The organism is Streptomyces sp. NPDC059373 (assembly GCF_042751495.1).
In the GTDB taxonomy this organism is placed as follows: Bacteria; Actinomycetota; Actinomycetes; order Streptomycetales; family Streptomycetaceae; genus Actinacidiphila.
On the sequence record NZ_JBHYXC010000012.1, the window covers coordinates 1 to 21,309 of the forward strand.

At 72.3% G+C, this 21,309-nt stretch carries 23 protein-coding genes; 5 read left to right on the top strand and 18 right to left on the bottom strand.

Annotation, left to right across the window (positions count from 1 at the left end; translation table 11 throughout):
• Positions 1 to 268: hypothetical protein (locus ACFXJ5_RS18295; RefSeq protein ID WP_384631562.1), on the bottom strand; the 268-nt coding region annotated here is incomplete at its 3' end.
• Between the two features lie 88 nt (positions 269 to 356).
• Between ACFXJ5_RS18295 and ACFXJ5_RS18300 the strand changes: the two genes are divergently transcribed.
• The gene (locus ACFXJ5_RS18300) at positions 357 to 1,631 is read left to right on the top strand and encodes a streptophobe family protein (protein WP_384631564.1); all 1,275 of its coding nucleotides are present in this window, start codon (positions 357 to 359) and stop codon (positions 1,629 to 1,631) included.
• On the opposite strand, the gene ACFXJ5_RS18305 is transcribed toward ACFXJ5_RS18300, so the two are convergent.
• From ACFXJ5_RS18305 to ACFXJ5_RS18325, 5 genes are all read right to left on the bottom strand, one after another.
• Positions 1,608 to 2,642, bottom strand: coding sequence for a serine/threonine-protein kinase (locus tag ACFXJ5_RS18305; RefSeq protein WP_384631873.1), 1,035 nt, complete (start codon positions 2,640 to 2,642; stop codon positions 1,608 to 1,610). The genes ACFXJ5_RS18300 and ACFXJ5_RS18305 overlap by 24 nt on opposite strands.
• Positions 2,643 to 2,656: 14 nt before the next feature.
• A complete protein-coding gene (locus ACFXJ5_RS18310; RefSeq protein ID WP_384631566.1) occupies positions 2,657 to 3,202 on the bottom strand; it encodes a hypothetical protein in 546 nt (181 codons plus the stop codon).
• Positions 3,203 to 3,206: 4 nt separating this feature from the next.
• Positions 3,207 to 5,567, bottom strand: a complete 2,361-nt coding sequence (locus ACFXJ5_RS18315) for an FHA domain-containing protein (RefSeq protein WP_384631568.1) — start codon at positions 5,565 to 5,567, stop codon at positions 3,207 to 3,209.
• A 68-nt stretch (positions 5,568 to 5,635) separates the two neighbouring features.
• Positions 5,636 to 7,111, bottom strand: coding sequence for an SDR family NAD(P)-dependent oxidoreductase (locus tag ACFXJ5_RS18320; protein WP_384631876.1), 1,476 nt, complete (start codon positions 7,109 to 7,111; stop codon positions 5,636 to 5,638).
• A gap of 115 nt (positions 7,112 to 7,226) precedes the next feature.
• Positions 7,227 to 7,469, bottom strand: a complete 243-nt coding sequence (locus ACFXJ5_RS18325) for a hypothetical protein (RefSeq protein WP_384631569.1) — start codon at positions 7,467 to 7,469, stop codon at positions 7,227 to 7,229.
• Positions 7,470 to 7,625: 156 nt separating this feature from the next.
• Between ACFXJ5_RS18325 and ACFXJ5_RS18330 the strand changes: the two genes are divergently transcribed.
• Entirely contained in the window at positions 7,626 to 9,452 is a 1,827-nt protein-coding gene (locus ACFXJ5_RS18330) for an AMP-dependent synthetase/ligase (protein WP_384631570.1), read from the top strand.
• Positions 9,453 to 9,458: 6 nt separating this feature from the next.
• Here the strand turns inward: ACFXJ5_RS18330 and ACFXJ5_RS18335 are convergent, their stop codons facing one another.
• Positions 9,459 to 10,325 (bottom strand): serine protease, encoded by an 867-nt coding sequence (locus ACFXJ5_RS18335; RefSeq protein ID WP_384631572.1) that lies wholly within the window; start codon positions 10,323 to 10,325, stop codon positions 9,459 to 9,461.
• Positions 10,326 to 10,478: 153 nt separating this feature from the next.
• Positions 10,479 to 10,844 (bottom strand): cupin domain-containing protein, encoded by a 366-nt coding sequence (locus ACFXJ5_RS18340; protein ID WP_384631574.1) that lies wholly within the window; start codon positions 10,842 to 10,844, stop codon positions 10,479 to 10,481.
• Positions 10,845 to 10,954: 110 nt separating this feature from the next.
• On the opposite strand from ACFXJ5_RS18340, the gene ACFXJ5_RS18345 reads away from it, so the two are divergent.
• Complete coding sequence (locus tag ACFXJ5_RS18345) at positions 10,955 to 11,203, top strand: SCO4226 family nickel-binding protein (RefSeq protein WP_384631576.1); 249 nt, start codon at positions 10,955 to 10,957, stop codon at positions 11,201 to 11,203.
• A 28-nt stretch (positions 11,204 to 11,231) separates the two neighbouring features.
• On the opposite strand, the gene ACFXJ5_RS18350 is transcribed toward ACFXJ5_RS18345, so the two are convergent.
• Positions 11,232 to 11,732, bottom strand: coding sequence for an AMIN-like domain-containing (lipo)protein (locus ACFXJ5_RS18350; RefSeq protein ID WP_384631578.1), 501 nt, complete (start codon positions 11,730 to 11,732; stop codon positions 11,232 to 11,234).
• A gap of 95 nt (positions 11,733 to 11,827) precedes the next feature.
• Here ACFXJ5_RS18350 and ACFXJ5_RS18355 point away from each other — a divergent pair, with 95 nt between their 5' ends.
• Entirely contained in the window at positions 11,828 to 12,484 is a 657-nt protein-coding gene (locus tag ACFXJ5_RS18355) for a DUF6629 family protein (protein WP_384631580.1), read from the top strand.
• Between the two features lie 9 nt (positions 12,485 to 12,493).
• Positions 12,494 to 12,685: a DUF1059 domain-containing protein gene (locus tag ACFXJ5_RS18360; protein ID WP_384631581.1), complete on the top strand. Its 192-nt coding sequence runs from the start codon at positions 12,494 to 12,496 to the stop codon at positions 12,683 to 12,685.
• Here the strand turns inward: ACFXJ5_RS18360 and ACFXJ5_RS18365 are convergent.
• The 9 genes from ACFXJ5_RS18365 to egtA all read right to left on the bottom strand — a co-directional run bounded on the left by ACFXJ5_RS18365 (position 12,657) and on the right by egtA (position 21,210).
• Positions 12,657 to 13,463: a lysophospholipid acyltransferase family protein gene (locus ACFXJ5_RS18365; protein ID WP_384631583.1), complete on the bottom strand. Its 807-nt coding sequence runs from the start codon at positions 13,461 to 13,463 to the stop codon at positions 12,657 to 12,659. The genes ACFXJ5_RS18360 and ACFXJ5_RS18365 overlap by 29 nt on opposite strands.
• Positions 13,463 to 14,263, bottom strand: a complete 801-nt coding sequence (locus ACFXJ5_RS18370; protein ID WP_384631585.1) for a GNAT family N-acetyltransferase — start codon at positions 14,261 to 14,263, stop codon at positions 13,463 to 13,465. The genes ACFXJ5_RS18365 and ACFXJ5_RS18370 overlap by 1 nt, the downstream gene beginning before the upstream one ends.
• A gap of 189 nt (positions 14,264 to 14,452) precedes the next feature.
• Positions 14,453 to 14,617, bottom strand: a complete 165-nt coding sequence (locus ACFXJ5_RS18375; RefSeq protein ID WP_384631586.1) for a hypothetical protein — start codon at positions 14,615 to 14,617, stop codon at positions 14,453 to 14,455.
• Positions 14,618 to 14,664: 47 nt separating this feature from the next.
• A complete protein-coding gene (locus ACFXJ5_RS18380) occupies positions 14,665 to 15,177 on the bottom strand; it encodes a MarR family winged helix-turn-helix transcriptional regulator (protein WP_384631588.1) in 513 nt (170 codons plus the stop codon).
• 41 nt (positions 15,178 to 15,218) lie between these two features.
• The gene (locus ACFXJ5_RS18385) at positions 15,219 to 16,805 is read right to left on the bottom strand and encodes an FUSC family protein (protein WP_384631590.1); all 1,587 of its coding nucleotides are present in this window, start codon (positions 16,803 to 16,805) and stop codon (positions 15,219 to 15,221) included.
• Between the two features lie 37 nt (positions 16,806 to 16,842).
• Positions 16,843 to 17,808 (bottom strand): L-histidine N(alpha)-methyltransferase, encoded by a 966-nt coding sequence (gene egtD, locus ACFXJ5_RS18390; protein ID WP_384631592.1) that lies wholly within the window; start codon positions 17,806 to 17,808, stop codon positions 16,843 to 16,845.
• A complete protein-coding gene (gene egtC, locus ACFXJ5_RS18395; protein WP_384631594.1) occupies positions 17,805 to 18,560 on the bottom strand; it encodes an ergothioneine biosynthesis protein EgtC in 756 nt (251 codons plus the stop codon). Before egtC ends, egtD begins: the two co-directional genes overlap by 4 nt.
• A complete protein-coding gene (gene egtB / locus ACFXJ5_RS18400; RefSeq protein WP_384631596.1) occupies positions 18,560 to 19,888 on the bottom strand; it encodes an ergothioneine biosynthesis protein EgtB in 1,329 nt (442 codons plus the stop codon). Before egtB ends, egtC begins: the two co-directional genes overlap by 1 nt.
• Entirely contained in the window at positions 19,885 to 21,210 is a 1,326-nt protein-coding gene (gene egtA, locus ACFXJ5_RS18405; RefSeq protein ID WP_384631598.1) for an ergothioneine biosynthesis glutamate--cysteine ligase EgtA, read from the bottom strand. The genes egtB and egtA overlap by 4 nt, the downstream gene beginning before the upstream one ends.
• Positions 21,211 to 21,309: the final 99 nt, after the last annotated feature.

Sequence of the window (21,309 nt, forward strand, 5' to 3'; positions counted from 1 at the left end):
GGTGGCGTTTCTGCGGGGCGGCCGCGGTCGACGGGCCGCCGCCCCCCTTGCCTCCGCCGCCACCGACGGCCAGCGCCACCGCCACGGCGACCACCGCCACCGCCACGACGGCGAGCAGCACCACCGCCCGGGTGGAGCGCCACCACGGGCCGCCCGGTCCGCGGCCGGGCGGACCTGCGGGCTGCTGGGGCTCTGGCGGCGGCTCCGGCGGAGGGGCCGGAGGGCCGGACAGGGGGCCGGACGGAGGGCCCGAGGGCGGAGTGGTCACCCTGCATTGTGTGTTCGGCGGCCGACAAAGCCGCAAGCCGGGGCATTCCGGACGAGCGGTGCGGGCGGGCGCTGCTTAGCCTGGGCGCGTGAACCATGACACGACTGCCCCCGGCGCCCTGCGTGGCTGGCTGGACGCCCTGGCCGTGGTTCTCGCCGGGGGGCTGTCGATGGCGGTCGTGGCGGCCCTGGGGCTGTGGCTGGCCGGGGCGTCGCAGTTGCCGGGCTCGGCCTTCGCGCCGGTGGTGGTGGCCACGGTGGTGATGGCGGTGGGCGGCCGTACGGAGCTGAGCGGCGGCGCCGGATTCATCGCCAACGCGGACGCCGGGATCACCCTCGTACCGCTGTCGGTGAGCCTGGCGGGGGCCCTGGTGATGGCGGCGGTCTTCCTTCGGCCACTGCGTTTCCGGGCGGTCACCTCGGGGGCCGAGCTGGCCGGGCGGTTCGCCCGTACGGCGGCGCTCTGGCTGATCGCCCTGGTCCTGATCGCGCTCGCGGCCCGGCACACCTTCACCATCTCCGTGGGGAACTCCCTCGTCGACCAGCTCGGCAGCCTCTTCGGCGCCACCCCCAGCATCGGATTCCGCGCGACCTACCCGGCGACGGTCGGCTTCGGCCTGCTGTGGCTGCTGGTCGTCCTGGCCCTGGCCTTCACGGTCTCCCGCCGGGCTCCGCTGCCGACCCGGCTGGTGCACCTCGAGCCCTCCGTACGCCCCGCCGCCCGCGTCACGGTGATGGTGTTGCTCGCCTACACCGCCATCGGGCTGATCGCCGCGATCGTGACGGCCGCCACCGGAACGGGCGGCGCCGGCGCGGACTCGGGTGACGTCTTCGCCGTCGTGTTCCTCGGGCTGCCGAACCTGGTGTGGCTGGCCTTCGGCCTGGGCCTGGGGGCCACCTGGGACGGCAGCGTCAAGGGCGGCCTCGGCCTGCCCATGCCCGAGGCGCTGGCCTCGGTGTTGCGGACGACCGGCAAGGGCGATGTGCCGCTCAACCTCAACTCCCTCTCGCAGTACGACGGGAGGGTCTGGCTGCTGCCGGTCCTCGCGGGCGTCGCGCTGCTGGCCGCCGGTTTCGTGAAGGCCCGGCGTTCCCCGGCCGGTGTCGGCCATCCGCGCAACGCCCTGCATCTGGCGCTGGCCATGGCCGTCGCGATGCTGGCCGTCGGAGTGCTCACCGGCGTCCACGCCCACTACGGACTCTCGCTGTTCGGCATCGGCGACGCCTCCGAGGGCGGCGGCCTCGGCGGAGCGGTGTCGCTGCACTGCCGTCTGCTGACGGCGGTGCCGATCGCCGCCGGGTGGGGAGCGCTGGCCGGCTTCATCGGCAGCGTCCTCGCGTCATGGACGACGAAACACCGGTAGCGCCCACCGCGGCGGATCCGGCGGCGCCGGGAGCGGCACCGACGCCATCGGCGCAGTCGCCGCCTCCTCGGGCAGCTTCTCGCCCAGTTCCTCGCCCAGTTCCTTCGGCAGGGTGGCCACTACCTGGGTCGGCTGGTGGTCCAGCTGCGCCGGCGCAGGGTGGGAGGCCTCCTCGCGTACGCTCCAGGCGGTGCGCAGCGCGGCCACGAACCGCAGGCAGGTGTCATGCCGCTCCCCGGGGGACTTGGCGAGCGCCCGGGCCATGACCTCGTCGACGGCGTCCGGCAGTTCGGGCCGCAGCGGGGTCAACTTCGGTGGTTCGGCGTAGAGATGGGCCCACAGCAGGGCCAGGTCGTCGTCGCGCCGGAAGGGCGCGGTGGCCGTCAGCATCTCGAAGACCACACAGCCCAGGCTGTACACGTCGCAGCGGCCGTCCACCGGGTGGCCGGAGATCTGCTCGGGTGCGACATAGTCCAACGTGCCCACGAACTGCCCGACCGTGGTGAAGCCGGTCAGCGACAGGGACTTCTTCGTCAGCCCGAAGTCGGTGAGGTAGACGTGCTCGGGGTGGTCGGCGTCGGTGCCCTCGGCGATCAGGATGTTGCCGGGCTTGACGTCCCGGTGCACCAGGTCGTGCGAGTGGGCCGCGTCCAGCGCCGAGGCGATCTGTACGGCGATACGCCCGGCGGCCTCCAGCGGCAGCGGCCCCTCGCGGTCGATGAGCGCCCGCAGGTCGCGCCCCTCCACGTACCGCATGGCGATGTAGAGGATGCCGTCGGTCTCCCCGGCCTCGAAGATCGGGACGATGTGCGGGTGGTCGATCGCGGCGGCGACCTCCGACTCGTGCACGAAGCGCTTGCGGAAGACGTCGTTGCGGGCCAGCTCCGGGGCGAGCACCTTGAGCGCGACCGTACGGCCCAGGCGCAGGTCCTTGGCCCGGTAGACCACGGCCATGCCGCCGCGGCCGATCTCCCGCTCGACCCGGTACCCGGCGATCTGCCGGCCCGCCATGTCGGTCGGGGCGGTCACGGCACGTCACCGATCCGGGTGGGCGGCTGCCGCTGCACCGTGGTGGCCGGCTCCGCGGAGGGCGGCTCGACGGCCGCGTACGTCGTCATCTCCGCGCCCTCGCAGTAGACCCAGCACTCGTGCTCGGCGTCGAACAGCCAGATCGCCTCGCCGTCCACGACCGCACCGATCCGGGTCCCCTCCGTGCGCCGCCGGAAGGTCTCGCCGTCGATACGGCCCGCCGCCAGCTCCTCCGTCAGGTGCCGGTAGCGGCTCAACGCCCGCTCCAGCTCGGCCAGCAGCGGCCGGGCGTCGGAGGTGCGCTCCGGTGCGCCCGAGGCCTCCGGCGGGCCCTGCGGTACGGCGACGAGCAGCCGGCCGTCCACCCACGCCGACCAGCCGTTCGAGCAGACGATGCGGCCCCAGTCGCCCCGGCGGCCCACCAGCCGTACCGGCAGCAGCGGATCGAGCCGCGCCGAGGGCTGCGACTCGCCGGGCGCGGCCCAGGTCGGCAGGCCGGCGGCGGGGGCGACATGCGTGGGACGGAACTCCTGGGTGGCCATGGCGTCAGCTCCGCATGATGGCCGGCTCGTGCCGCCGCAGCAGCCTGGACACCGCGAACGCGTAGACCGCGCTGAGGACCAGCATCATGCCCATGTCCAGCAGCCAGACGCCCGCCGAGTGCCGGAACAGCGGGTCGGCGGCAGAGGTGTCCCGCACGATCCGGTGCAGGTCCACCGTCCCGGCCATCGCGCCGAGCGCCCAGCGGGAGGGGATCAGCCAGGCGAACTGCTCGAGCCCCGGCGTCCCGTTGAGCGGCAGCAGCGCGCCGCAGAAGACCACCTGGACGATGGCGAGCAGCACCAGCAGCGGCATGGTGACCTCTTCCTTGCTCACCAGCGCCGAGACCAGCAGGCCCAGCATCATCGCGGTGAAGGACAGCAGCGCCACGGCCAGCGCGATCTCGGCCAGCGGCGGCAGGAACACCCCGCTGCCGCCCTGAGGTCTGAGTTTGACGCCGACGAGCCCGACCATGGTCAGCACGAGCGCCTGGATGACGGTGATCACTCCGAGCACGACGATCTTCGAGCAGAGATACGCGGACCGGGACAGCCCGACGGCCCGCTCCCGCTGGTAGATCACCCGTTCCTTGACCAGCTCACGCACCGCGTTGGCCGCGCCGGTGAGCACCCCGCCGACACACAGGATCAGCAGGACGTTGAAGGCGTTCTTCTCCGTCAGCTTCCCGCCGGCCAGCGCGTGCGCCATCGCGCCCATCACGAACGGCAGCGCGATCATGATGGCCAGGAAGGTCCGGTCGGCGACCAGCGAGGCCGTGTAGCGGCGGACCAGCGTACGCAACTGCCCGCCCCAGCTCTGCGGCTTGGGTGGCTTGACGCCGTGCTGGGCCGAGTCCGGCGCCGGTCCCGGCCGGTCGTCGGCCGAGGCGATGTACTCGGAGTGCAGGGAGGAGGCCTGGTACTGGCCGGCCCAGTCGCGCTGCTGGTCGTTCTCGAACGCCTCGAATGCCTCCGGCCACTCCTTGAATCCGAAGAAGTCCAGGGTGCCCTCGGGCGGCCCGTAGTAGGCCATCCGCCCGCCGGGCGCCATGACGAGCAGCCGGTCGCAGACTTCGAGGCTGAGCACGCTGTGGGTGACCACGATGACGGTGCGGCCGTCGTCGGCGAGGCCGCGCAGCATGTTCATCACCGAGCGGTCCATGCCCGGGTCCAGACCCGAGGTCGGTTCGTCCAGGAAGAGCAGTGACGGCTTGGTCAGCAGCTCCAGCGCCACGCTGACCCGTTTGCGCTGGCCGCCCGACAGGCTGTGGATCGGCTGGTCGACCCGTGCCTCCAGGCCCAGTTCGCCGATCACCTCGTCCACCCGCGCCCGCCGCTCGCCCTTCGCGGTGTCGCCGGGGAAGCGCAGCTCGGCGGCGTAACCCAGGGCCCGGCGCACCGGCAACTGCAGGTGCAGGATGTCGTCCTGCGGCACGAGACCGATGCGCTGCCGCAGTTCGGCGTACTCGCGGTAGAGGTCGCGGCCGTCGTAGAGCACGGTGCCGTGGTCGGCCGGGCGAAGCCCCGTAAGGGCGTTGAGGAGGGTGGACTTGCCCGAGCCGCTCGGGCCGACCACCGCGAGCAGGCACTTCTCGCCGACGGGGAAGGAGATGTGGTCCAGCAGCGTCCTGCGGCCGCTGTCGACCTCCACCGCCAGGTCCCTGACCTGCAGCGAGACTTCGCCGGTGTCCGTGAACTCCACCAGCGTGTCGCCGACCAGCCGGAAGACCGAGTGCCCGATGCCGACGATGTCGCCGGCGTGGATGGCGGCACTGATGACCGGCTGGCCGTTGAGATACGTGCCGTTGTGGCTGCCCAGGTCGACGATCTCGTAGCCGCCGCCGGGGGACGCGCGCAGCTCGGCGTGGTGCCGCGAGACCACCAGGTCGTCGACGACCACGTCGCTGTCGGCGGCGCGGCCGATCCGTACGGTACGGGCGGGCAGCGGCCGGATCGACGTGGGCTGCCGGAAGGTCCCGGTGGCCACCGGGCCGGTGAGCGGGGTCGCGTACGCCTCCGGCTCGAAGACCCGCGTCTCGGGACCGTGCGCGACGCCGCTGAGCTTGGCCCAGGGGCCGTCGGCCGGGTGGCCGAAGCGGATCGTGCAGCCGGGGCCGACGCCCCACTGGCGGACGCTCTTGCCGTCGGCGTACGTGCCGTTGGTGCTGCCGCTGTCCTCCAGGATCCAGCCGTTGTCGTCGGCCCGCAGCAGCGCGTGGTGCCACGACACCCGGGGATCCTCGTACGCGACCTCGCTGTCCGGATCGCGGCCGACATGGTAGGTCCGCCCCGGGACGATGACCTGCTGACCGTCATCGGTCTCAAGGACAAGCTCGGGCGCGGAGGGCGCGAAGTGCCGCTCACCCATGATCCAGAGCCTAGACCCTGAGGCGACCGGGCGCGCGGCGGCGGACCGGGCGGAACTACCGGGCGGAACTACCAGGCGGAGGGGGAGTAGTCCTTCAGGAAGCAGCCGTACAGGTCCTCGCCGGCCTCGCCGCGCACGATCGGGTCGTAGACGCGGGCGGCGCCGTCGACCAGGTCCAGGGGGGCGTGGAAGCCCTCGGTGGCCAGCCGCATCTTGTCGGGGTGCGGGCGCTCGTCGGTGATCCAGCCGGTGTCGACGGCGGTCATGAGGATGCCGTCGGAGTCCAGCATCTCCTGGGCGCTGGTGCGGGTCAGCATGTTCAGCGCGGCCTTGGCCATGTTGGTGTGCGGGTGGCCGGGGCCCTTGTAGCCGCGGCTGAACTGGCCCTCCATGGCCGAGACGTTCACGACGTACTTCCGGCGGGCGGCGGAGGCGGCCATCGCCGGGCGCAGCCGGCTGACCAGGACGAAGGGCGCGGTGACATTGCACAGCTGCACTTCGAGCAGCTCCACCGGGTCGACCTCGTCGACCTTCTGGATCCAGCTGTTGACCGGGGCCAGGTCCGGTACCAGGCCGCCCGCGTCGATCGCGGTGCCGGCCTCGATGCGGGCCGGCGTCGCCGACCCGGTGGTCAGCGCGAGCGCGGTGACGTCCTGGGCGGTCAGCGCGTCGTCCCGGCGCGGGCCCGGCAGCGCCGCCTGGGCACCGCTGCCGAAGGTGCCGATCACCTCGGAGGCGGGCAGCTCCCCGGCCGGCAGCGGCGCCGACTCGGCGGCCACCAGCTCCGCGTAAGCGCCGGGGGAGCGACGCACGGTCTGCGCCGCGTTGTTGATCAGGATGTCCAGCGGGCCCTGCGCGGCGACCGAGTCGGCGAGCGCCACGACCTGCGCCGGGTCGCGCAGGTCGATGCCGACGATCCTGAGGCGGTGGATCCACTCGGCGCTGTCCGGCATCGCCTTGAAGCGGCGGATCGCGTCATTGGGGAAGCGGGTGGTGATGGTGGTGTGCGCGCCGTCGCGCAGCAGGCGCAGCGCGATGTACATGCCGATCTTCGCGCGGCCGCCGGTGAGCAGCGCGCGCTTGCCGCTGAGATCCGTACGCGCCTCGCGCTTGGCACGGTTCTCGTGTGCGCAGGACTGGCAGAGCTGGTGGTAGAAGGCGTCCACCTCGACATAGCGGGTCTTGCAGATGTAGCAGGAGCGCGGCCGCTCCAGGATCCCGGCGATCTCGCCGCTGACCGACGAGCTCGGCAGCAGGCCTTCCGTCTCGTCGTCGATCCGCTCGGCCGATCCGGTCGCGGTGGCCTCGGTGACGGCCTTGTCGTTGGCCGTCTTGGCGGCCCGGCGCTCCTGGCGGCGGCGGTGCTTCACCGACCGGTAGATGCCGGCGGTGGCCAGGCGGACGGCGATGGCGTCCGGGTGGTCGACCGGCAGCTCGTCGAGCTCCTTGAGCACGCTCAGGCACAGCTCCAGGCGCGCCGGGTCGATACCCGGGATGCCTTCCTGCTGCGCTGTGATGCTCTGGCCGTGGTCGATCGCCGTCATGCCCGCCGTCGTTTCGTGGATCGTGTGTTCCATCTGCTTCCGGCGGAACTCTACGGAGCAGACGAGGCCCCGGCCAAACCGGGAGCTTCCGGCAGCCGGGAAGGCGACGGGCGTCTCACTCCAGCGGGGCCGTGGCCTCGCTCTCGTACTCGTAGTCCCACGGCTCGTCGGCGATGTGCTCGACGCGCTCGTAGTACGCGGCGCTGTCGGGCCACGCCTGGTGGGCAGCGGCGTCCTGCACGGTGATCGCCAGCGGGTCGTACAGGATGCCCTCGGGCGGCTGCCCTCCGCCGGCGACGACAATGCCGAGAATGAGGCCGTCGCCGGGGCCTCCGTGGAGTCGGATCCTGGTGGTCATGGAGGTCACCTCCCATATCAATGATCGCGCCCCCGCGTCGAACACGCAGTGAAGATCCCCGCGTATTCGTCTTTCGCATGGTCCTATCGGCCGACAGGGCACCGAAGATCGGCTAATTTACGCATCCACGCTCCGATTCCCCCACTAGGAGCACGCGTGCGCGAGTTCACCGTGCCGGCCCTGGCCACAGCACCTCTTGTCGGCGGTCTCGCCGACGTCGTATTCGAAAAGGCTTCCGAGGCGCCGGACCGGATCCAGCTCGGCCGCAAAACCGACGGTCAGTGGCAGGACGTGACCGCCGCCCGGTTCCGCGACGAGGTGATGGCGCTGGCCAGAGGCCTGCTGGCGGAGGGCGTGCGGTTCGGCGACCGGGTCGTGATCATGTCCCGCACCCGCTACGAGTGGACGCTCTTCGACTTCGCGCTCTGGGCGGTCGGCGCCCAGCCGGTGCCGGTCTACCCCACGGCCTCCGCCGAGCAGCTCGGCTGGATCCTGCGCGACGCCGGAGTGGTGGCATGCGTGGTCGAGGACGAGGACCACGCGATGACGCTGGGCTCGGTGATCGGCGCGCTGAACGGCGTGACCCGGGTGTGGCAGCTGGACGCCGGGGCCGTGGAGCGGCTCGGCGAGGCGGGGCAGCGGATCCCGGAGAGCCTGGTGCACCGGCACCGGCTCGCGGTCACCCCGGACGCGGTGGCGACCGTGATCTACACCTCGGGCACCACCGGCCGGCCGCAGGGCTGCGTGCTCACCCACGCCAACTTCATGGCCGAGTGCGACAACCTCATCGCGAGCATGCGGGCCGTCTTCGACCCCGTCGACGGCGAGGCCCCCTCGACGCTGCTCTTCCTGCCGCTCGCGCATGTCTTCGGCCGCATGGTCGAGGTCGCGGCCATCCGGGCGGACGTACGGATCGGCCACCAGCCCGACATGTCCGCCGGGGCGCTGCTGCCGGACCTGGCCGCCTTCCGGCCGACCTTCGTCCTGGCCGTGCCGTACGTCTTCGAGCGGGTCTTCGGCGCAGCCAGGGCCAAGGCCGAGCGGGACGGGAACCTGCAGATCTTCGACCGGGCCGTCGAGGTGGCGGTGCGCTACGCCGAGGCCCGGGAGCGGAAGGCCTTCGGCGAGGGGCCGGGTCCGGGCCCGGCGCTGCGGCTGAGCCACCGGCTCTTCGACCACCTCGTCTACGGCAAGGTGCGCGACGCCATGGGCGGCCGGGTCCGCAACGCGGTGAGCGGCGGCTCCACCATGGGGCGCCGGCTCGGCCTGTTCTTCGCGGGCGCCGGAGTGCCGGTCTACGAGGGTTACGGCCTCACCGAGACCACCTCGGCGGCCACCGTCAACCCGCCCGGCCGGGTGCGCCACGGCACCGTGGGCCGGCCCGTACCCGGGACGGATCTACGGGTCACCGACGAGGGCGAGATCCTGCTGCGCGGCGGCGGTGTCTTCTCCGGCTATCTGGGTGACCCGGACGGGACGGCGGAGGCGCTGCGGGAGGGCTGGCTGCACACCGGCGACCTGGGCAGCATCGACGACCACGGCTACCTCACCATCACCGGCCGCAAGAAGGAGCTCATTGTGACCGCCAGCGGCAAGAACCTCTCCCCGGGGGCGCTGGAGGAGCGGGTTCGCGAGCATCCGCTGGTCGAGCACTGCATCGTGCTCGGCAACGACCGGCCGTACGTCGCCGCGCTGGTGACCCTCGACCCCGAGGCGGTGCGGCACTGGCTGCGGCTCCGCGACAAGGGGACGACCACCGACCCGGTAGAGCTGGTGCGCGACCCCGACCTGGAGGCCGAGGTGCGGCGGGCGGTGAGTGCCGCCAACACCCAGGTCTCCAAGGCCGAGTCGATCCGCGCCTTCCGTATCCTGCCCTTCTCCTTCACCGAGGAGCTCGGTCTGCTCACGCCGTCGCGGAAGCTCAAGCGGCGGTCGATAGAGCAGGCCTGCGCCCCGGAGATCGAGGCCCTGTACGGGAGTTGAGGGCGCCTACGGCTTGGGCAGGGTGCACCCGCTCAGGCTCAGGTCGAGCTGGTTGCCGCTGCCGAAGCACTGGGTGATCCCGTAGGTCTCCTCGGCGTAGTTGATGCCCTGGTGGATGGTGACGGTGCCGTCCGCGGTGACCTCGCACGGGTTGTTGACGGTGCAGGTCTCACCGTCCTCGTTGCCCGTGTTGTTGATCGCGACCACCTTGCCGGTGGCGGTGTCGATCACCGGCGAGCCCGACGTGCCGCCGATGGTGTTGCAGGCGGAGGTGTAGCGGACCGAGTCCTTCCAGGTCCAGTCGCCCTCACGCAGGCGGTAGACGAACCCGTCGATGTTGCAGGAGTAGATGGTCTTCCAGTAGCCGGAGACCACCTTGATGGCGGTGCCCTGCACGGGGTGGTCGGCGGACAGGTCCAGCGCCGTGATCCCGTACGTCGACTGGATCTGGGCATAGGTCTTGCTGAGTTGGTAGAGCGATATGTCGGTGTCGGTCATCGTCGCGTACGCGATCTTGGTGGCCCTCAGTGTGGCGATCTTCGTGCCGGAGGAGTTGAGCAGGCCGAAGCTGCGGGTGGACGAGCTGTTGACGACGACCTCGCCCGGGTTGAGGAATCCACTGGTGAGACAGTGGCCGTTGGACATCACCAGGGCCGGGTCGGTGGATGCCGAGGTCGGCAGCTTGATGATCGATCCGGAGCAGTTGCTGAGCGACACGGCGCCGGCGAAGCTCACGGTGGCCTGCACCTGGGCGTGCGGTGCGGCGGTCGTCGTCGTACGGCTGCTGGCCGAGGCGGGCTGGACGGTGAAGCCCGCGATGGCGGCTGCGCCCGCAAGGATTGCCGCGAGCATGCCAAGGAGAGGTTTGTTCATGTGGGGGGTCCTCTCGGAGACCGAAGGTCTTTCGGAATTGTCATGTGCATTGTCATGACCCGAGAGGCGGGCGGCAAGAGGGCCTGTGCGCTGTCTGTGCATCGCTCGGCGCGGGACACCGTGGGTGTCCCGCGCCGAGGTGATTCCGCTGACTCAGCCTCCCTGCGTGGCCTTTCCGTACTCGGCCATGCCGCCCGCGAAGTCGAAGGCGAGGAACTGCTCGTCGCCCACCACCCACGCGTCGTGGCCCGGTGGGATGACGAAGACGTCGCCGGGGTGGATATCCGCCTCTTCGCCGTCGTCCATACGGACGCGCAAACTCCCCTGGAGGGCATAGCCGTTGTGGTGGGTCTGGCAGCTCGCGGTGCCGACCAGCGGTCCTATCGACTCCGACCAGCGCCAGCCGGGGTCGAAGGTGGCGACGCCGAAGGTCAGTCCGGTGAGGTCGAGGACATCGAGGTGGCCGCGCGGGAAGTCGCGACGCTCATCGGGTTTGCCGGTGTTCTTGACTTCGATCATGAGGCTCTCCGACCTGGCAGAAATGCCTGGATTGTTGGCCTATTTCCATAATGCGCCCGCAGGGGCAGCATTGACCGTGGGGGAGCCGTTCGGAAGGAAGTGCAGAAGTCATGACCAAGTTCATGGACGTCCATCACGGGATGAAGGGCATCACCGCTGACGAGCTCAAGGAAGCGCACCGGGCCGACCTGGCGATCGAGGGCGAGGAGAGCGTGCACTTCGAGAAGGCCTGGGCCGACCCCGAGTCCGGCACGGTCTTCTGCCTGTCCGACGCGCCCTCGGCAGCGGCGGTTCAGCGGGTCCACGACCGGGCCGGACACGCCGCCGACGAGATCCATCCGGTGCCGTACGTCGTGTGACGCCCGGCGCGGAGGCTCGATGCGCGGATCAGCAGGTGTTCCGGTGGGCGATGTCGAGCACGAAGCGCTCGGGATGGTGCAGGCGCATCGTGGTGAAGTCGGGCCGGCTGTTGAAGGCGGCCCCGAAGTGGACGACGCCCTCGAAGTCGCCGGTCAGGGCGAAGCCCTTCAGCTTCGGCAGATTCGGCTTGACCAGGCGCGGGCCCTTGTAGACGGACTTGCCCGCGTCGTTGTGAGCGGCGGCGGGGGAGAGCCTGATCTCCAGGAAGTACTTCCCGGGGAGCGGGACTTTCTTGCCCGAGGCGTCGTAGCGCAGTTCCCTCACCCGTTTGACCGTGGTCGGCGGCAAGTGGCCCTTGACGTCGACCACGATGCGGTCGAAGGAGCAATGACCGGAGATCCGGGCGTTGACCACCAGGCTCGTGGACGGTGCGCGGTCCGGCGCGGCCGAGGCGGTGGTCGAGGCCACGGCGCCGGTCATGAGCAGTGCGGTCGCGGCGATCGCCGTGAGGCGCAGACGGTTGTGCATGGCGTCCCCCTTGTGAGACGTCGGGGGCTGTGCGGTTACTGTGTGAGACATTTGTCGGACCTGTACGGTTCCATTCTTTATACGAACGGTGTCCCATGTGCTGGAGCGCCACCGCCGACCTGGTCGCGGGAGGCGCTGTCACGGCCGTCGGCGTGGCCTGCGTCGCCCAGGTGCGCCGCCTGCGGGATCTGCCGCTGGCGGCGCTTCCTCTGCTGCTGGGCGTGCACCAGGTGATCGAGTCGGTGGTCTGGCGCGGTGAGCTCGGCGAGGTGGCGGACGGCACCGCGACGACCGCCCGTGTCGCCTGGGCCGTCATCGCGCTGCCCGTGCTCCCGGTGCTGGTGCCGTTCGGTGTGCTGCTCGCGGTGGCGCCGTCCGTACGTCGACAGGTGGTCCCCTTCTGCGTGGTGGGGGTCGCCACGGCCGCCGTCCTCGGCGTCGCGGTGGCCTCCGAGCCCGTCGCCGCCCAGGTCCGGGGTCACACCCTCGGCTACGGCGTCGGCCTGCCGGGCGGCGCCGGCGTCGCGCCACCGCTGATCGCCGGCTACCTCGTCGCCACCGTGGGATCGCTGCTGGTCAGCGGCGATCGGTTGCTGCGGCTGCTGGGGACGGTCGTGGCGGCGGGCGCCGCGCTCTGTGCCGTGCTCTGGCGGCTGGAGTTCATCTCCACCTGGTGCGCTTTCGCGGCCGTCGTCAGCGGGGGTCTGCTGACCTGGGTCAGGACTAGGATGAGGGGACAAGTCCCGATATAGGAGGTAGTCATGCGCAAGGTTGTCGACTGCCGGGACCACCCCAGCGTCAGCGGGTGCACCCTCACCATCAGCGGAGAGGAAGAAGAAGTCGTCCGGGCCGCCGCAGAGCACGCCGTCTCCGTGCACGAGCACGAGGACAACGCCGAACTGCGTCAGATGATCCGCGCCGACCTCAAGGACGAGATGCCGGCGCACGCCTGACGGCCCGGGCCAGCGCACGCCGGTCGGCGTGGGCGCCGACCGGTATCTCCTGATCAACGGTCACCTCGGCGATCAGCCCCCGGGTGGCCACGACGCGGCGCAGGGACGCCAGCAGGGTGTCGTCGCCGACGAACGCCGCCGCGGTCGTCGGCTCCCCGCCCGCCAGGCGGTAGCGGATCGCCACCGGGCGGACGGGTACGCCGGCGTCCAGCGCCGCCTGGAACACCGCGGGCCGGAAACGGCCCTCCTCCCTGCCGCACCAGGTGCTGCCCTCGGGGAACGCCACGACGGTCGCGCCGCCCCGCAGCGCTTCGGCGATCTCGGCCACCGTCCCCGGGAGCGCCCTGATCCGCTCACGGTCGATGAAGAGCGTGCCGCCACGGACGGCCAGCCGCCCCACCACCGGCCACGCGGCCACCTCGTGCTTGGCCAGCATCCGGCCCGGGCAGACGGCGGCCACCAACAGGATGTCCAGCCACGAGACATGGTTGGACACCACCAACGCGCCGGTCGAACAGCGCTGTGACATGGGCGGCACGACCACCCGCACCCCGAAGGCCGCCGCCACCGCGCGCACCCACCACCGGATCAGCGCGTCCCGCCGAGCCGGCCGGCACCACCGCCCGGCCGGCACCGACACCGCGAGCCCGGCGAGCAGCACCGCCAGCCCGGCCGCGTACCGTACGAGCCGCCGGAGCGGGCCGACCGACGGCACTCCGGCGACCACGCAGGCCTGCGGCGTGCAGGGCGCCACCGGCGACCACCAGGCGGCGGACATCAGACGGGTCCGCCGAGGGAACCCAGCGAGCCGAAGTGCCGCAGATAGCGCGGATCGGTCCGGTCGAGGGACAGCAGCACGAACAGGTCTGCCACCGCGAAGTCCGGGTCGTACGCCGGCTCCCCGCACACCCAGGCGCCCAGCCGCAGATAGCCGCGCAGCAGCGCCGGCAGCGGCGTCCGTGCGGCCCGCTGGATTCCCGTCGGGTCCCAGGGGCGGTGGGGGGTGACCCGGTACGTCTCCGGGGCGAGGTGCTTGGCCGACACCCGGTCCCAGACGCCGGCTGCCAGCGCCCCGCCGTCGCCCAGCGGCACCGAGCAGCAGCCCGCGACCCAGGTGTGGCCGGTCGCCGTGAGGTACTGCACGATCCCGCCCCACATCAGCGCCACCACGGCGCCGTCCCGGTGCGCGGGATGCACGCACGAGCGGCCCACCTCGACCACGTCCTCCCGGATCCCGGCCAGCCGGCTCAGGTCGAACTCCGACTCCGAGTAACCGCGGCCCGCCCGGCGGGCGTTCGCGGGGGAGAGCAGGCGGTACGTGCCGACCACCGCTCCGGTGCGCTCCTCGCGGACCAGCAGGTGGTCGCAGTACGCGTCGAGCGGATCGATGTCCAGACCCGGGACCGGCGTATCGAGCACCGCCCCCATCTCCCCCGCGAACACCTGGTGGCGCAGGAGCTGTGCGGCCCGCACGCCGGCCTCGTCCTTCGCGAGGCCGACGCGATAGCGCGGGCGGTCATCGGTGAGCGGCGGGTGGGCGGCGGCCGGAGCCGTTGCGAGGTCGTGCGTTGCGGTCATGGCGGACTTCCCGAAGCCGGGGGACGGTGACACTTCTATGTCTTCCGCCACGCCCTTGCCTTGGCATGACCATCGCGGATCGCGGAGATGTGCGCTCGCTGAAGCCCCGGGGGGCCGGTCCTCCACGCCGCCCTCGCACCGTGCGGCCCCCGGGCGGCCTCTCGGCCTCCGCCCGCCGGGCTCCGGCGGTCAGTCCGTGGGTTCGTCCGGGGCGGAGGTGGGGTCGTCGGGGGTGAGGGCGTCCTCGTCGTCCCGGGACTCCTCCTCGTGCTGCCAGAGGTCGGAATGGGGCGTGGAGCCGGACTGCTGGTCGGGGAGGTCGCGGGGGACGGGGTCGGGGTGGTGATCGTTCATGCCGGGCGGCTACCCGGGAGGGGCGAGGGTATACGCCGGGCCGGGCGTCAGCCGGAGACGCTGCCGAGGCGGCCTTCGAGGAGCAGGAGGAGGTCGCCGAGGATGGCGGCGAGGTCCTGGCGGCGGTCGGTGGGGAGGCCGGAGAGGAGGGCGTTCTCGTAGTCGAGCTGGTCGGGCAGGAGACGGTCGACGAGCTCGCGGCCGGTGTCGGTGAGGGAGAGGTGGGAGACCCGGCGGTCGCGGCTGTCGGGGCGGCGGGAGACGAGGCCGCGCTGTTCGAGCTGCTTGATCCGTTTGGTGACGGCGGCACCGGAGGCGAAGGTCTCGCGGGCCAGCCGGCCGGGGGTGAGCTCGCCGCCGACACGGCTGAGGGCGCACAGGATGTCGTACTCGGGCCGGGTGAGGCCCGCACGGCCGAGCGGGGCGTCGGCGACCTGATGGAGCAGGGCGGTGCAGCGGTTGAGCCGCCCGATCACGGCGACCGGGGCGAAATCCAGGCGGGGGTGCTCCTGCTGCCATTGCCGCAGCACGCCTGCGACGGCATCTTCGGCGTCCTCCACGCGCGGTTCCTTCCTTCCGGACCTCTTGATCGTACGCGCCGTCACCGTACCCGGCCGGACGGCGAGGTCAGCGCCGCGAGCACCCGGTGGCCCTGGCGCTCGGCGGCCGCGATGCGTTCCTCCGGGAGGGCGGCGCTCCACCACTCGCCGGACGCGGTGTCGGCGGCCTCACGCAGCTCCAGGAGGGCCGCCGCGAGCCGGTCCCGCGAGCCGGCCTCCACGGCGCCGTCGAGGCGGGCCAGGGCGGTGTCGACGCGGCCCTTGGCGCGGCGGTTCGGGACGAGGTAGCAGGCCAGCAGGCCGGCCACGACGCCGACCAGGGTGTCGAGCCAGCGGTCGGTGATCAACTGGCCGACGGGCTGGGGGCCCGCGAACTGGACCATGATCATGGCCATCGGTGTGACGAAGACCGTGCCGAGCCAGTAGTTCCGGGCGATCGTCGCCTCGGCGCTGAACTGACAGGCCAGGGCCACCGCCACCAGCGCCGCCTGACCGGTGCTGATCAGCGGCACCAGCGCGGTGAACAGCAGCACCCCGAGCAGGTTGCCCAGCGCACGCTGCAGCGCCCGGTGCCAGGACAGCGTGGTGTTGGCCTGGAAGACCGCCGCGGCGGTCACCACCGCCCAGTACGGACGGTCGACGCCCAGCGCCATCGACGTCCAGCCGGCGAGGGCCCCGCCCAGCGCCACCCGCCCGGCGATCGGCAGCAGCGGCGAGCCTGGCGCGAAGGCCCGCAGCACGGTCCGCAGGCCGGAAGCGGGGCGCCGTTCCGCGCCGAGGCCGGCGAGCTCGGCGGTCTCGGCGGCCGCCGAGTAGCCGGGATCCGGCAGCGTACGGCCCTTGCGCAGCTCGCACGCCCAGCCGGTGAGCCGGTCGGCCTGGTCGGCGTACGCCTCCGGGGCCGCGGCGGCGGACTCGGCGCGTACGAGAAGGTGCTCCAGGCCGGTGAGGTGGTCGCCGGGGCGGGCCAGGCGCAGGGTGTGCCAGGCGGCGTTCGCCGTTGCGGCCACGTCGTGCCGGGGCCGCCGCGCGGTGTCGGCGGCGCTGCGGTCCGCGCGCAGCAGCCGGGCCGCGGCTTCCAGGGCCCGGGCTACCGCGATGCGCTCGGGGCCGTGGGGGCGGACCAGGGCCGGGGCCATGCAGACCAGCCAGGCGATGGCGCCGCCCAGCACGCCGAGCGCGAGGTGGGCCGGGACGTCGGCGAGCTGCTGCGGCAGGAAGGCGGCGCCGGCGGCCACGAAGGTGAAGATCACGTTGGCGGGCGGGCCGATCCGGGTCGCGTCGCAGACCGCCTTGTGCACTGAGGCCAGCAGCGCGGCCACCGCGACCCGTACGGCGGTCGAGTCCGTCAGCGCGGCCGTGGTCAGCGCGATGCCGGTGCTCACCAGCATGCCGAGCACCACCCACACCAGGGTGCGGGCGCGGGCCGCGTACGGCAGGCCGTGCGCGTACAGGGAGCACAGCCCGCCGGCGGCGACATAGAAGACCAGGTCGAGCCGGCCCGCGAGGAGCAGCGCCACCTCGGGGATGGCGAGCGTGATCACCACGCTGAGGGCCGGCTTGTGCCAGATGTCGCCGCCGGGCCGCAGCGTGAGGGCGCCGCGTACGGGCAGGGCTTGCATCGTCATGCCTGCAAGCTTAACAGGTGTTTTACTCGTAAATAAATCACTCCTTCAGTGATGCCAGCGACAGTGCGAATCGGCCCTTCCGGTCCGTCCACCAGTGCTGCAGCCTCATTCCGGCTGCCGCCAGCTCCGCCCGTATGCCCTCCTCGCGGAACTTGGCGGACACCTCGGTGCGCATCTCCTCGCCCGCCTCGAAGTCGGCCGTCAGATCGAGCGCGGGGACCTTGACGGTGAGGGACCGCCGGGCGCGCAGCCGCATCTCGATCCACTCGTTGCTGCGGTCCCACACGGCGACGTGGTCGAAGTCGGAGGGGTCGAAGTCCGCGCCCAGCTCGCGGTCGATGACGGCCAGGACGTTCTTGTTGAAGGCGGCCGTGACGCCCTGCGCGTCGTCGTACGCGGCGACCAGGGTCGCCTCGTCCTTCACCAGGTCGGTGCCCAGCAGAAACGTATCTTCACCCGTCATGACAGCCCGTACGGACGCCAGGAACGACGCCCGCTCCTCGGGCAGCAGATTGCCGATCGTGCCGCCCAGGAAAGCGACCAGGCGCGGCTCCGGCGTCTGCGGCAGGGGCAGCTCGCGCTGGAAGTCGGCGACCAGGGCGTGCACGGTCAGCCCCGGATGGTCCGCCAGCAGGGCCCGCCCGGCCCCGTCGAGGGCGGACTCGCTGACGTCCACCGGGATGTACGTCAGCGGGGCGCCCAGCGCGTCGATCAGCAGCCGGGTCTTCTCCGAGGAGCCCGATCCCAGCTCGACCAGGGTCCGGGCCCGGGTGACGTCCGCGATGGTCTTGGCGTGTTCCTCCAGGATCTCCCGCTCCGCGCGGGTCGGGTAGTACTCGGGCAGCCGGGTGATCTCCTCGAACAGCTCGCTGCCGTGTGCGTCGTAGAACCACTTCGGCGGCAGCTGCTTCGGATCACGGGTCAGGCCGTCCGCCACATCCGCGCGCAGCGCGGCGGCCATGGCATCGGCGGGCAGGGTGCGGGTCAGGCTGAACGGGCTCACAGGTGCGGCTCCTTGAGCGGGATGAGCAGGACGTCCGCCGGATCACCGGTCAGCAGATGCCGGTCGGGGACCTCGGTCCAGCGGGGGTCGTCGTCGTACGGTTCGGACGCGACGACCAGGGAGCGGCCGGGCTCTGCGAGATACCAGAGCGTGTCGCCCCAGGCGGTGGCGGCGATGGAACGGCCGTCGGTGAGAAGGAAGTTGAGTCGGGACTCGGGGGTCAGCGAGGCCAGCCGGCCCGTCGTGTCGGCAAGAGCCTCGTCCGGGCTCGCCCCCGCCCGCAGCCGGTGCAGGGCCAGCGCCCAGGCGAGCGCCGAGTCGCAGCGGGCCTCCAGGCCGAGCAGCTCCGCCGCCGGCAGGGTGTCCGCCGCCTGCGCGACGGACCCCGGCCAGCCCTTGAGCGCCCCGTTGTGGCTGAACAGCCAGGGACCGGCGGCGTACGGCGCCGTCGCCGACTCGTCCGCCGCGCACCCGTCGGTGATGTCCCGTACGGCCCCGAGCAGTGCGCCGGAGCGCACCACCCGGGCGACGTCCGCGAACGACCGGTCCGCCCAGATCGGCCCCGCCCGCCGGTACCGGGCCGGCACGGGGTCGCCCGGCGCGTACCAGCCGACCCCGAAGCCGTCGGCGTTGACGGTGCCGTGGCGCTGCCGGCGCGGCGCCCACGACTGGCGGTAGAGCGAGTGCGGTGGCGCCATGACGACGCTGCCCAGCGGTACGGCAGGGCCGAGGTAGGCCAGATGTCGGCACATCAACGAACCTGCGCGTCGCGGGCCGTACGGAAGCCGGAGAAGATCTGGCGGCGGATGGGGTAGTCCCAGTTGCGGAACGTGCCTCGGCAGGCGACCTGGTCGACGGCGAAGGAGCCGCCCCGTAGGACCTTGCACTCGGGCCCGAAGAACACCTCGGAGTACTCCTTGTACGGGAAGGCGGCGAAACCGGGGTAGGGGAGGAAGTCGCTGGCCGTCCACTCCCAGACGTCGCCGATGAGCTGGCGCACGCCGAGTGGCGACGCCCCCTCGGGATACGAGCCGACAGGCGCCGGCCGCAGATGCCGCTGGCCCAGATTGGCGTGCCCGGGGCCCGGGTCGGCGTCACCCCACGGGTAGCGCAGGGAGCGTCCGGTGACCGGGTCGTGGCGGGCGGCCTTCTCCCACTCGGCCTCCGTGGGCAGCCGGCGGCCGGCCCAGCGGGCGTAGGCGTCGGCCTCGTACCAGCTGACGTGCAGCACGGGCTCGTCCGGCGGGACCGGCTCGGTGACCCCGAAGCGGCGGTGCAGCCACAGGTCGCCCTCGCGCCGCCAGAACAGCGGTGCGGTCACGCCGTGTTCGCGGATGTGCGCCCACCCGGCCTCGGTCCACCACCGGGGGTCGTCGTAGCCGCCGTCCTCGATGAAGTGGGTGTACGCGCCGTTGCCGACCGGCACCGTGTCGATGAAGAAGGCCGCGACATCCCGCACATGCCCGGGGCGTTCGTTGTCCAGCGCCCACGGCTCGGTCGACGTACCCATGGTGAACGGGCCGCCGGGGACGAGGACTTCGGCCGGCAGCAGCGCCGCGTCGGCGGGTGCGGGCGGCGGGGTGGGGGCGGTGAGGGCGGCGGGACCGCGCCGCAGCTGGTGGGTGATGAGCATCGTCTCGTCGTGCTGCTGCTCGTGCTGGGCGATCATCCCGAAGGCGAAACCGGCGTGGGTGAGCCGGCTGCCGCCCTCCAGGGGGCTGTTCTCCAGGATGTCCAGCACCCGGCCGCGTACGTCGGCGGCGTAGCCGTGCGCCTCCGCCGGCGGCAGCAGCGGCAGGCTGGGCCGCTCGGCGCGCGGGTGCTCGAAGGCATCGTAGATCGGGTCGATGTCGGGGCGCAGGGCCTCGCGTCCGCCGACGGTGCGGAGCAGCCACTGCTCCTCCTGGTTGCCGATGTGGGCCAGATCCCAGACCAGCGGAGACATCAAGGGGGAGTGCTGGGCGGTGAGTTCGCGGTCGTCGACACAGGTGGTGAGGGCCCGGGTGCGCTCACGGGCGGCCAGCAGCGCGTCGAGCGCGCGCCGGCGCAGCGCTTCGGTGTCGAGAGGCGGGGCGGTCACGTGTTGCTCTCCTTACGTGTGTACGCGTCGAGCACGTCGTCGGCGGGACATCGGCCCCGCAGGACATAGCGGTCGGTGAACTCGGCCACGGCCGCCTGGATCTCCGTACCCGCGCCGAGCCGGGGCAGCGCCTCCAGCGCGGCGCCGAAGCAGGTGACGGCGGTGGCGTGCAGCTCCGGATCGCTGAGCCCGAGGCGGGCGGCCGTCCGCCACAGCGGATTGCGGGGCGCGGGCGCGGCGCCCGCCGTGTCGGCCAGCGCCTTCACGGCGCGGTACGCGACCTCGGAGGCGGCCGCGTCGTCGAACAGCGCCATCGTGACGGCCAGCGGCACGATCCAGCCGTCGTCGCCGGACTGGGCGTCGATCATGCGGAGTTCGAGGTGCCCGTGCGGCCTGACCGGCGGGAACAGCGTGGTCAGGTGGTAGTCGAGGTCCGCCGTGCCCGGCGGGCGGGGCGACTTGGTGCGGACCCAATCGCGGAAGGTGAGCCCGGTGGGCGGCACGGCCCAGGGCTCGTCACCGTCCTCGTCCCGGTGCCTGTCCCCGTCCCCGTCCCCGTTCCCGCTCTCGGGCCGGACGCACAGCACCGGCGCGTCCAGCGCGTACAGCGCCCACGCGGTGCGCGGGTCGGGCCCGGCGGCCGGTGCGTTGGTGCGTTCCGCGTCGAGATCCGCCCACACCGCCTGCCGGGTGGAGCGCCAGCCGGTCGGGCGGCCCTCCCGTAGCGGCGAGTTGGCGAAGGCGGCGACCAGGACCGCGCCGAGCAGATGGGCCAGCAGCCAGCGCCGGCCGATGCTGAAGGGCCCTGGCTCCTCGGTGCCCGCGTCCAGGCAGACCTGTACGGAGGCGGAGCTGCCCATCATGATGCGGCCGGCCGCCCCGGCCCGGTCGAAGTACGACTCCATCGCGCAGTACCGCGGATGGTCCAGGAGGCGGCGCGGGGGCTGCCACGGGTCGAGGCCGGAGCCTTCCAGACCCAGACCGTGCTCCCGCAGCATGCCGCGTACGGCGGTCAGCTCGGCGGCCGTGGTCTCCACGCACGCGGTGAGTGAGCCGGCCGGGAGGGAGCTGAGCTCCAGCTGCCCGCCGGGCTCCTGGGTGAGCGCGGACCCTATCGGGAGCCCGCGCACTGCGGTGACGGCCGCCGTCAGCCGGCCGGGGTCGACGGGGATGGTCGGGTCGCGCAGGTCGCGCACGAGCCATTCCAGCTCGACACCTACGCTCTTCGGGGGGCCGTTCTTGAAGCAGATGCCGTGGATATGGGCCTCCGCCTCGTCCTCGGTGATCGGTGGGGATATCTCTGTCCGCTGACCGCTTGGCATGTCCGGGACCTCCTGTCGCAGGCGGCTTCCGTACCACCTAAGCCGTCCGGCGCCTGGCCCTCAAGAGCGCCTCCGACGAACAGCGGGGGGACAGGTGAT

Coding starts and splice junctions, on each gene's coding strand:
- ACFXJ5_RS18375 (WP_384631586.1), bottom strand. CDS start 14,617: ATGAACGATCACCACCCCGACCCCGTCCCCCGCGACCTCCCCGACCAG.
- ACFXJ5_RS18320 (WP_384631876.1), bottom strand. CDS start 7,111: ATGACGGCGATCGACCACGGCCAGAGCATCACAGCGCAGCAGGAAGGC.
- ACFXJ5_RS18335 (WP_384631572.1), bottom strand. CDS start 10,325: ATGAACAAACCTCTCCTTGGCATGCTCGCGGCAATCCTTGCGGGCGCA.
- ACFXJ5_RS18365 (WP_384631583.1), bottom strand. CDS start 13,463: ATGTCCGCCGCCTGGTGGTCGCCGGTGGCGCCCTGCACGCCGCAGGCC.
- ACFXJ5_RS18325 (WP_384631569.1), bottom strand. CDS start 7,469: ATGACCACCAGGATCCGACTCCACGGAGGCCCCGGCGACGGCCTCATT.
- ACFXJ5_RS18310 (WP_384631566.1), bottom strand. CDS start 3,202: ATGGCCACCCAGGAGTTCCGTCCCACGCATGTCGCCCCCGCCGCCGGC.
- ACFXJ5_RS18370 (WP_384631585.1), bottom strand. CDS start 14,263: ATGACCGCAACGCACGACCTCGCAACGGCTCCGGCCGCCGCCCACCCG.
- egtA (WP_384631598.1), bottom strand. CDS start 21,210: ATGCCAAGCGGTCAGCGGACAGAGATATCCCCACCGATCACCGAGGAC.
- egtC (WP_384631594.1), bottom strand. CDS start 18,560: ATGTGCCGACATCTGGCCTACCTCGGCCCTGCCGTACCGCTGGGCAGC.
- ACFXJ5_RS18355 (WP_384631580.1), top strand. CDS start 11,828: ATGTGCTGGAGCGCCACCGCCGACCTGGTCGCGGGAGGCGCTGTCACG.
- ACFXJ5_RS18385 (WP_384631590.1), bottom strand. CDS start 16,805: ATGACGATGCAAGCCCTGCCCGTACGCGGCGCCCTCACGCTGCGGCCC.
- ACFXJ5_RS18315 (WP_384631568.1), bottom strand. CDS start 5,567: ATGGGTGAGCGGCACTTCGCGCCCTCCGCGCCCGAGCTTGTCCTTGAG.
- ACFXJ5_RS18350 (WP_384631578.1), bottom strand. CDS start 11,732: ATGCACAACCGTCTGCGCCTCACGGCGATCGCCGCGACCGCACTGCTC.
- ACFXJ5_RS18345 (WP_384631576.1), top strand. CDS start 10,955: ATGACCAAGTTCATGGACGTCCATCACGGGATGAAGGGCATCACCGCT.
- ACFXJ5_RS18360 (WP_384631581.1), top strand. CDS start 12,494: ATGCGCAAGGTTGTCGACTGCCGGGACCACCCCAGCGTCAGCGGGTGC.
- ACFXJ5_RS18340 (WP_384631574.1), bottom strand. CDS start 10,844: ATGATCGAAGTCAAGAACACCGGCAAACCCGATGAGCGTCGCGACTTC.
- ACFXJ5_RS18305 (WP_384631873.1), bottom strand. CDS start 2,642: ATGGCGGGCCGGCAGATCGCCGGGTACCGGGTCGAGCGGGAGATCGGC.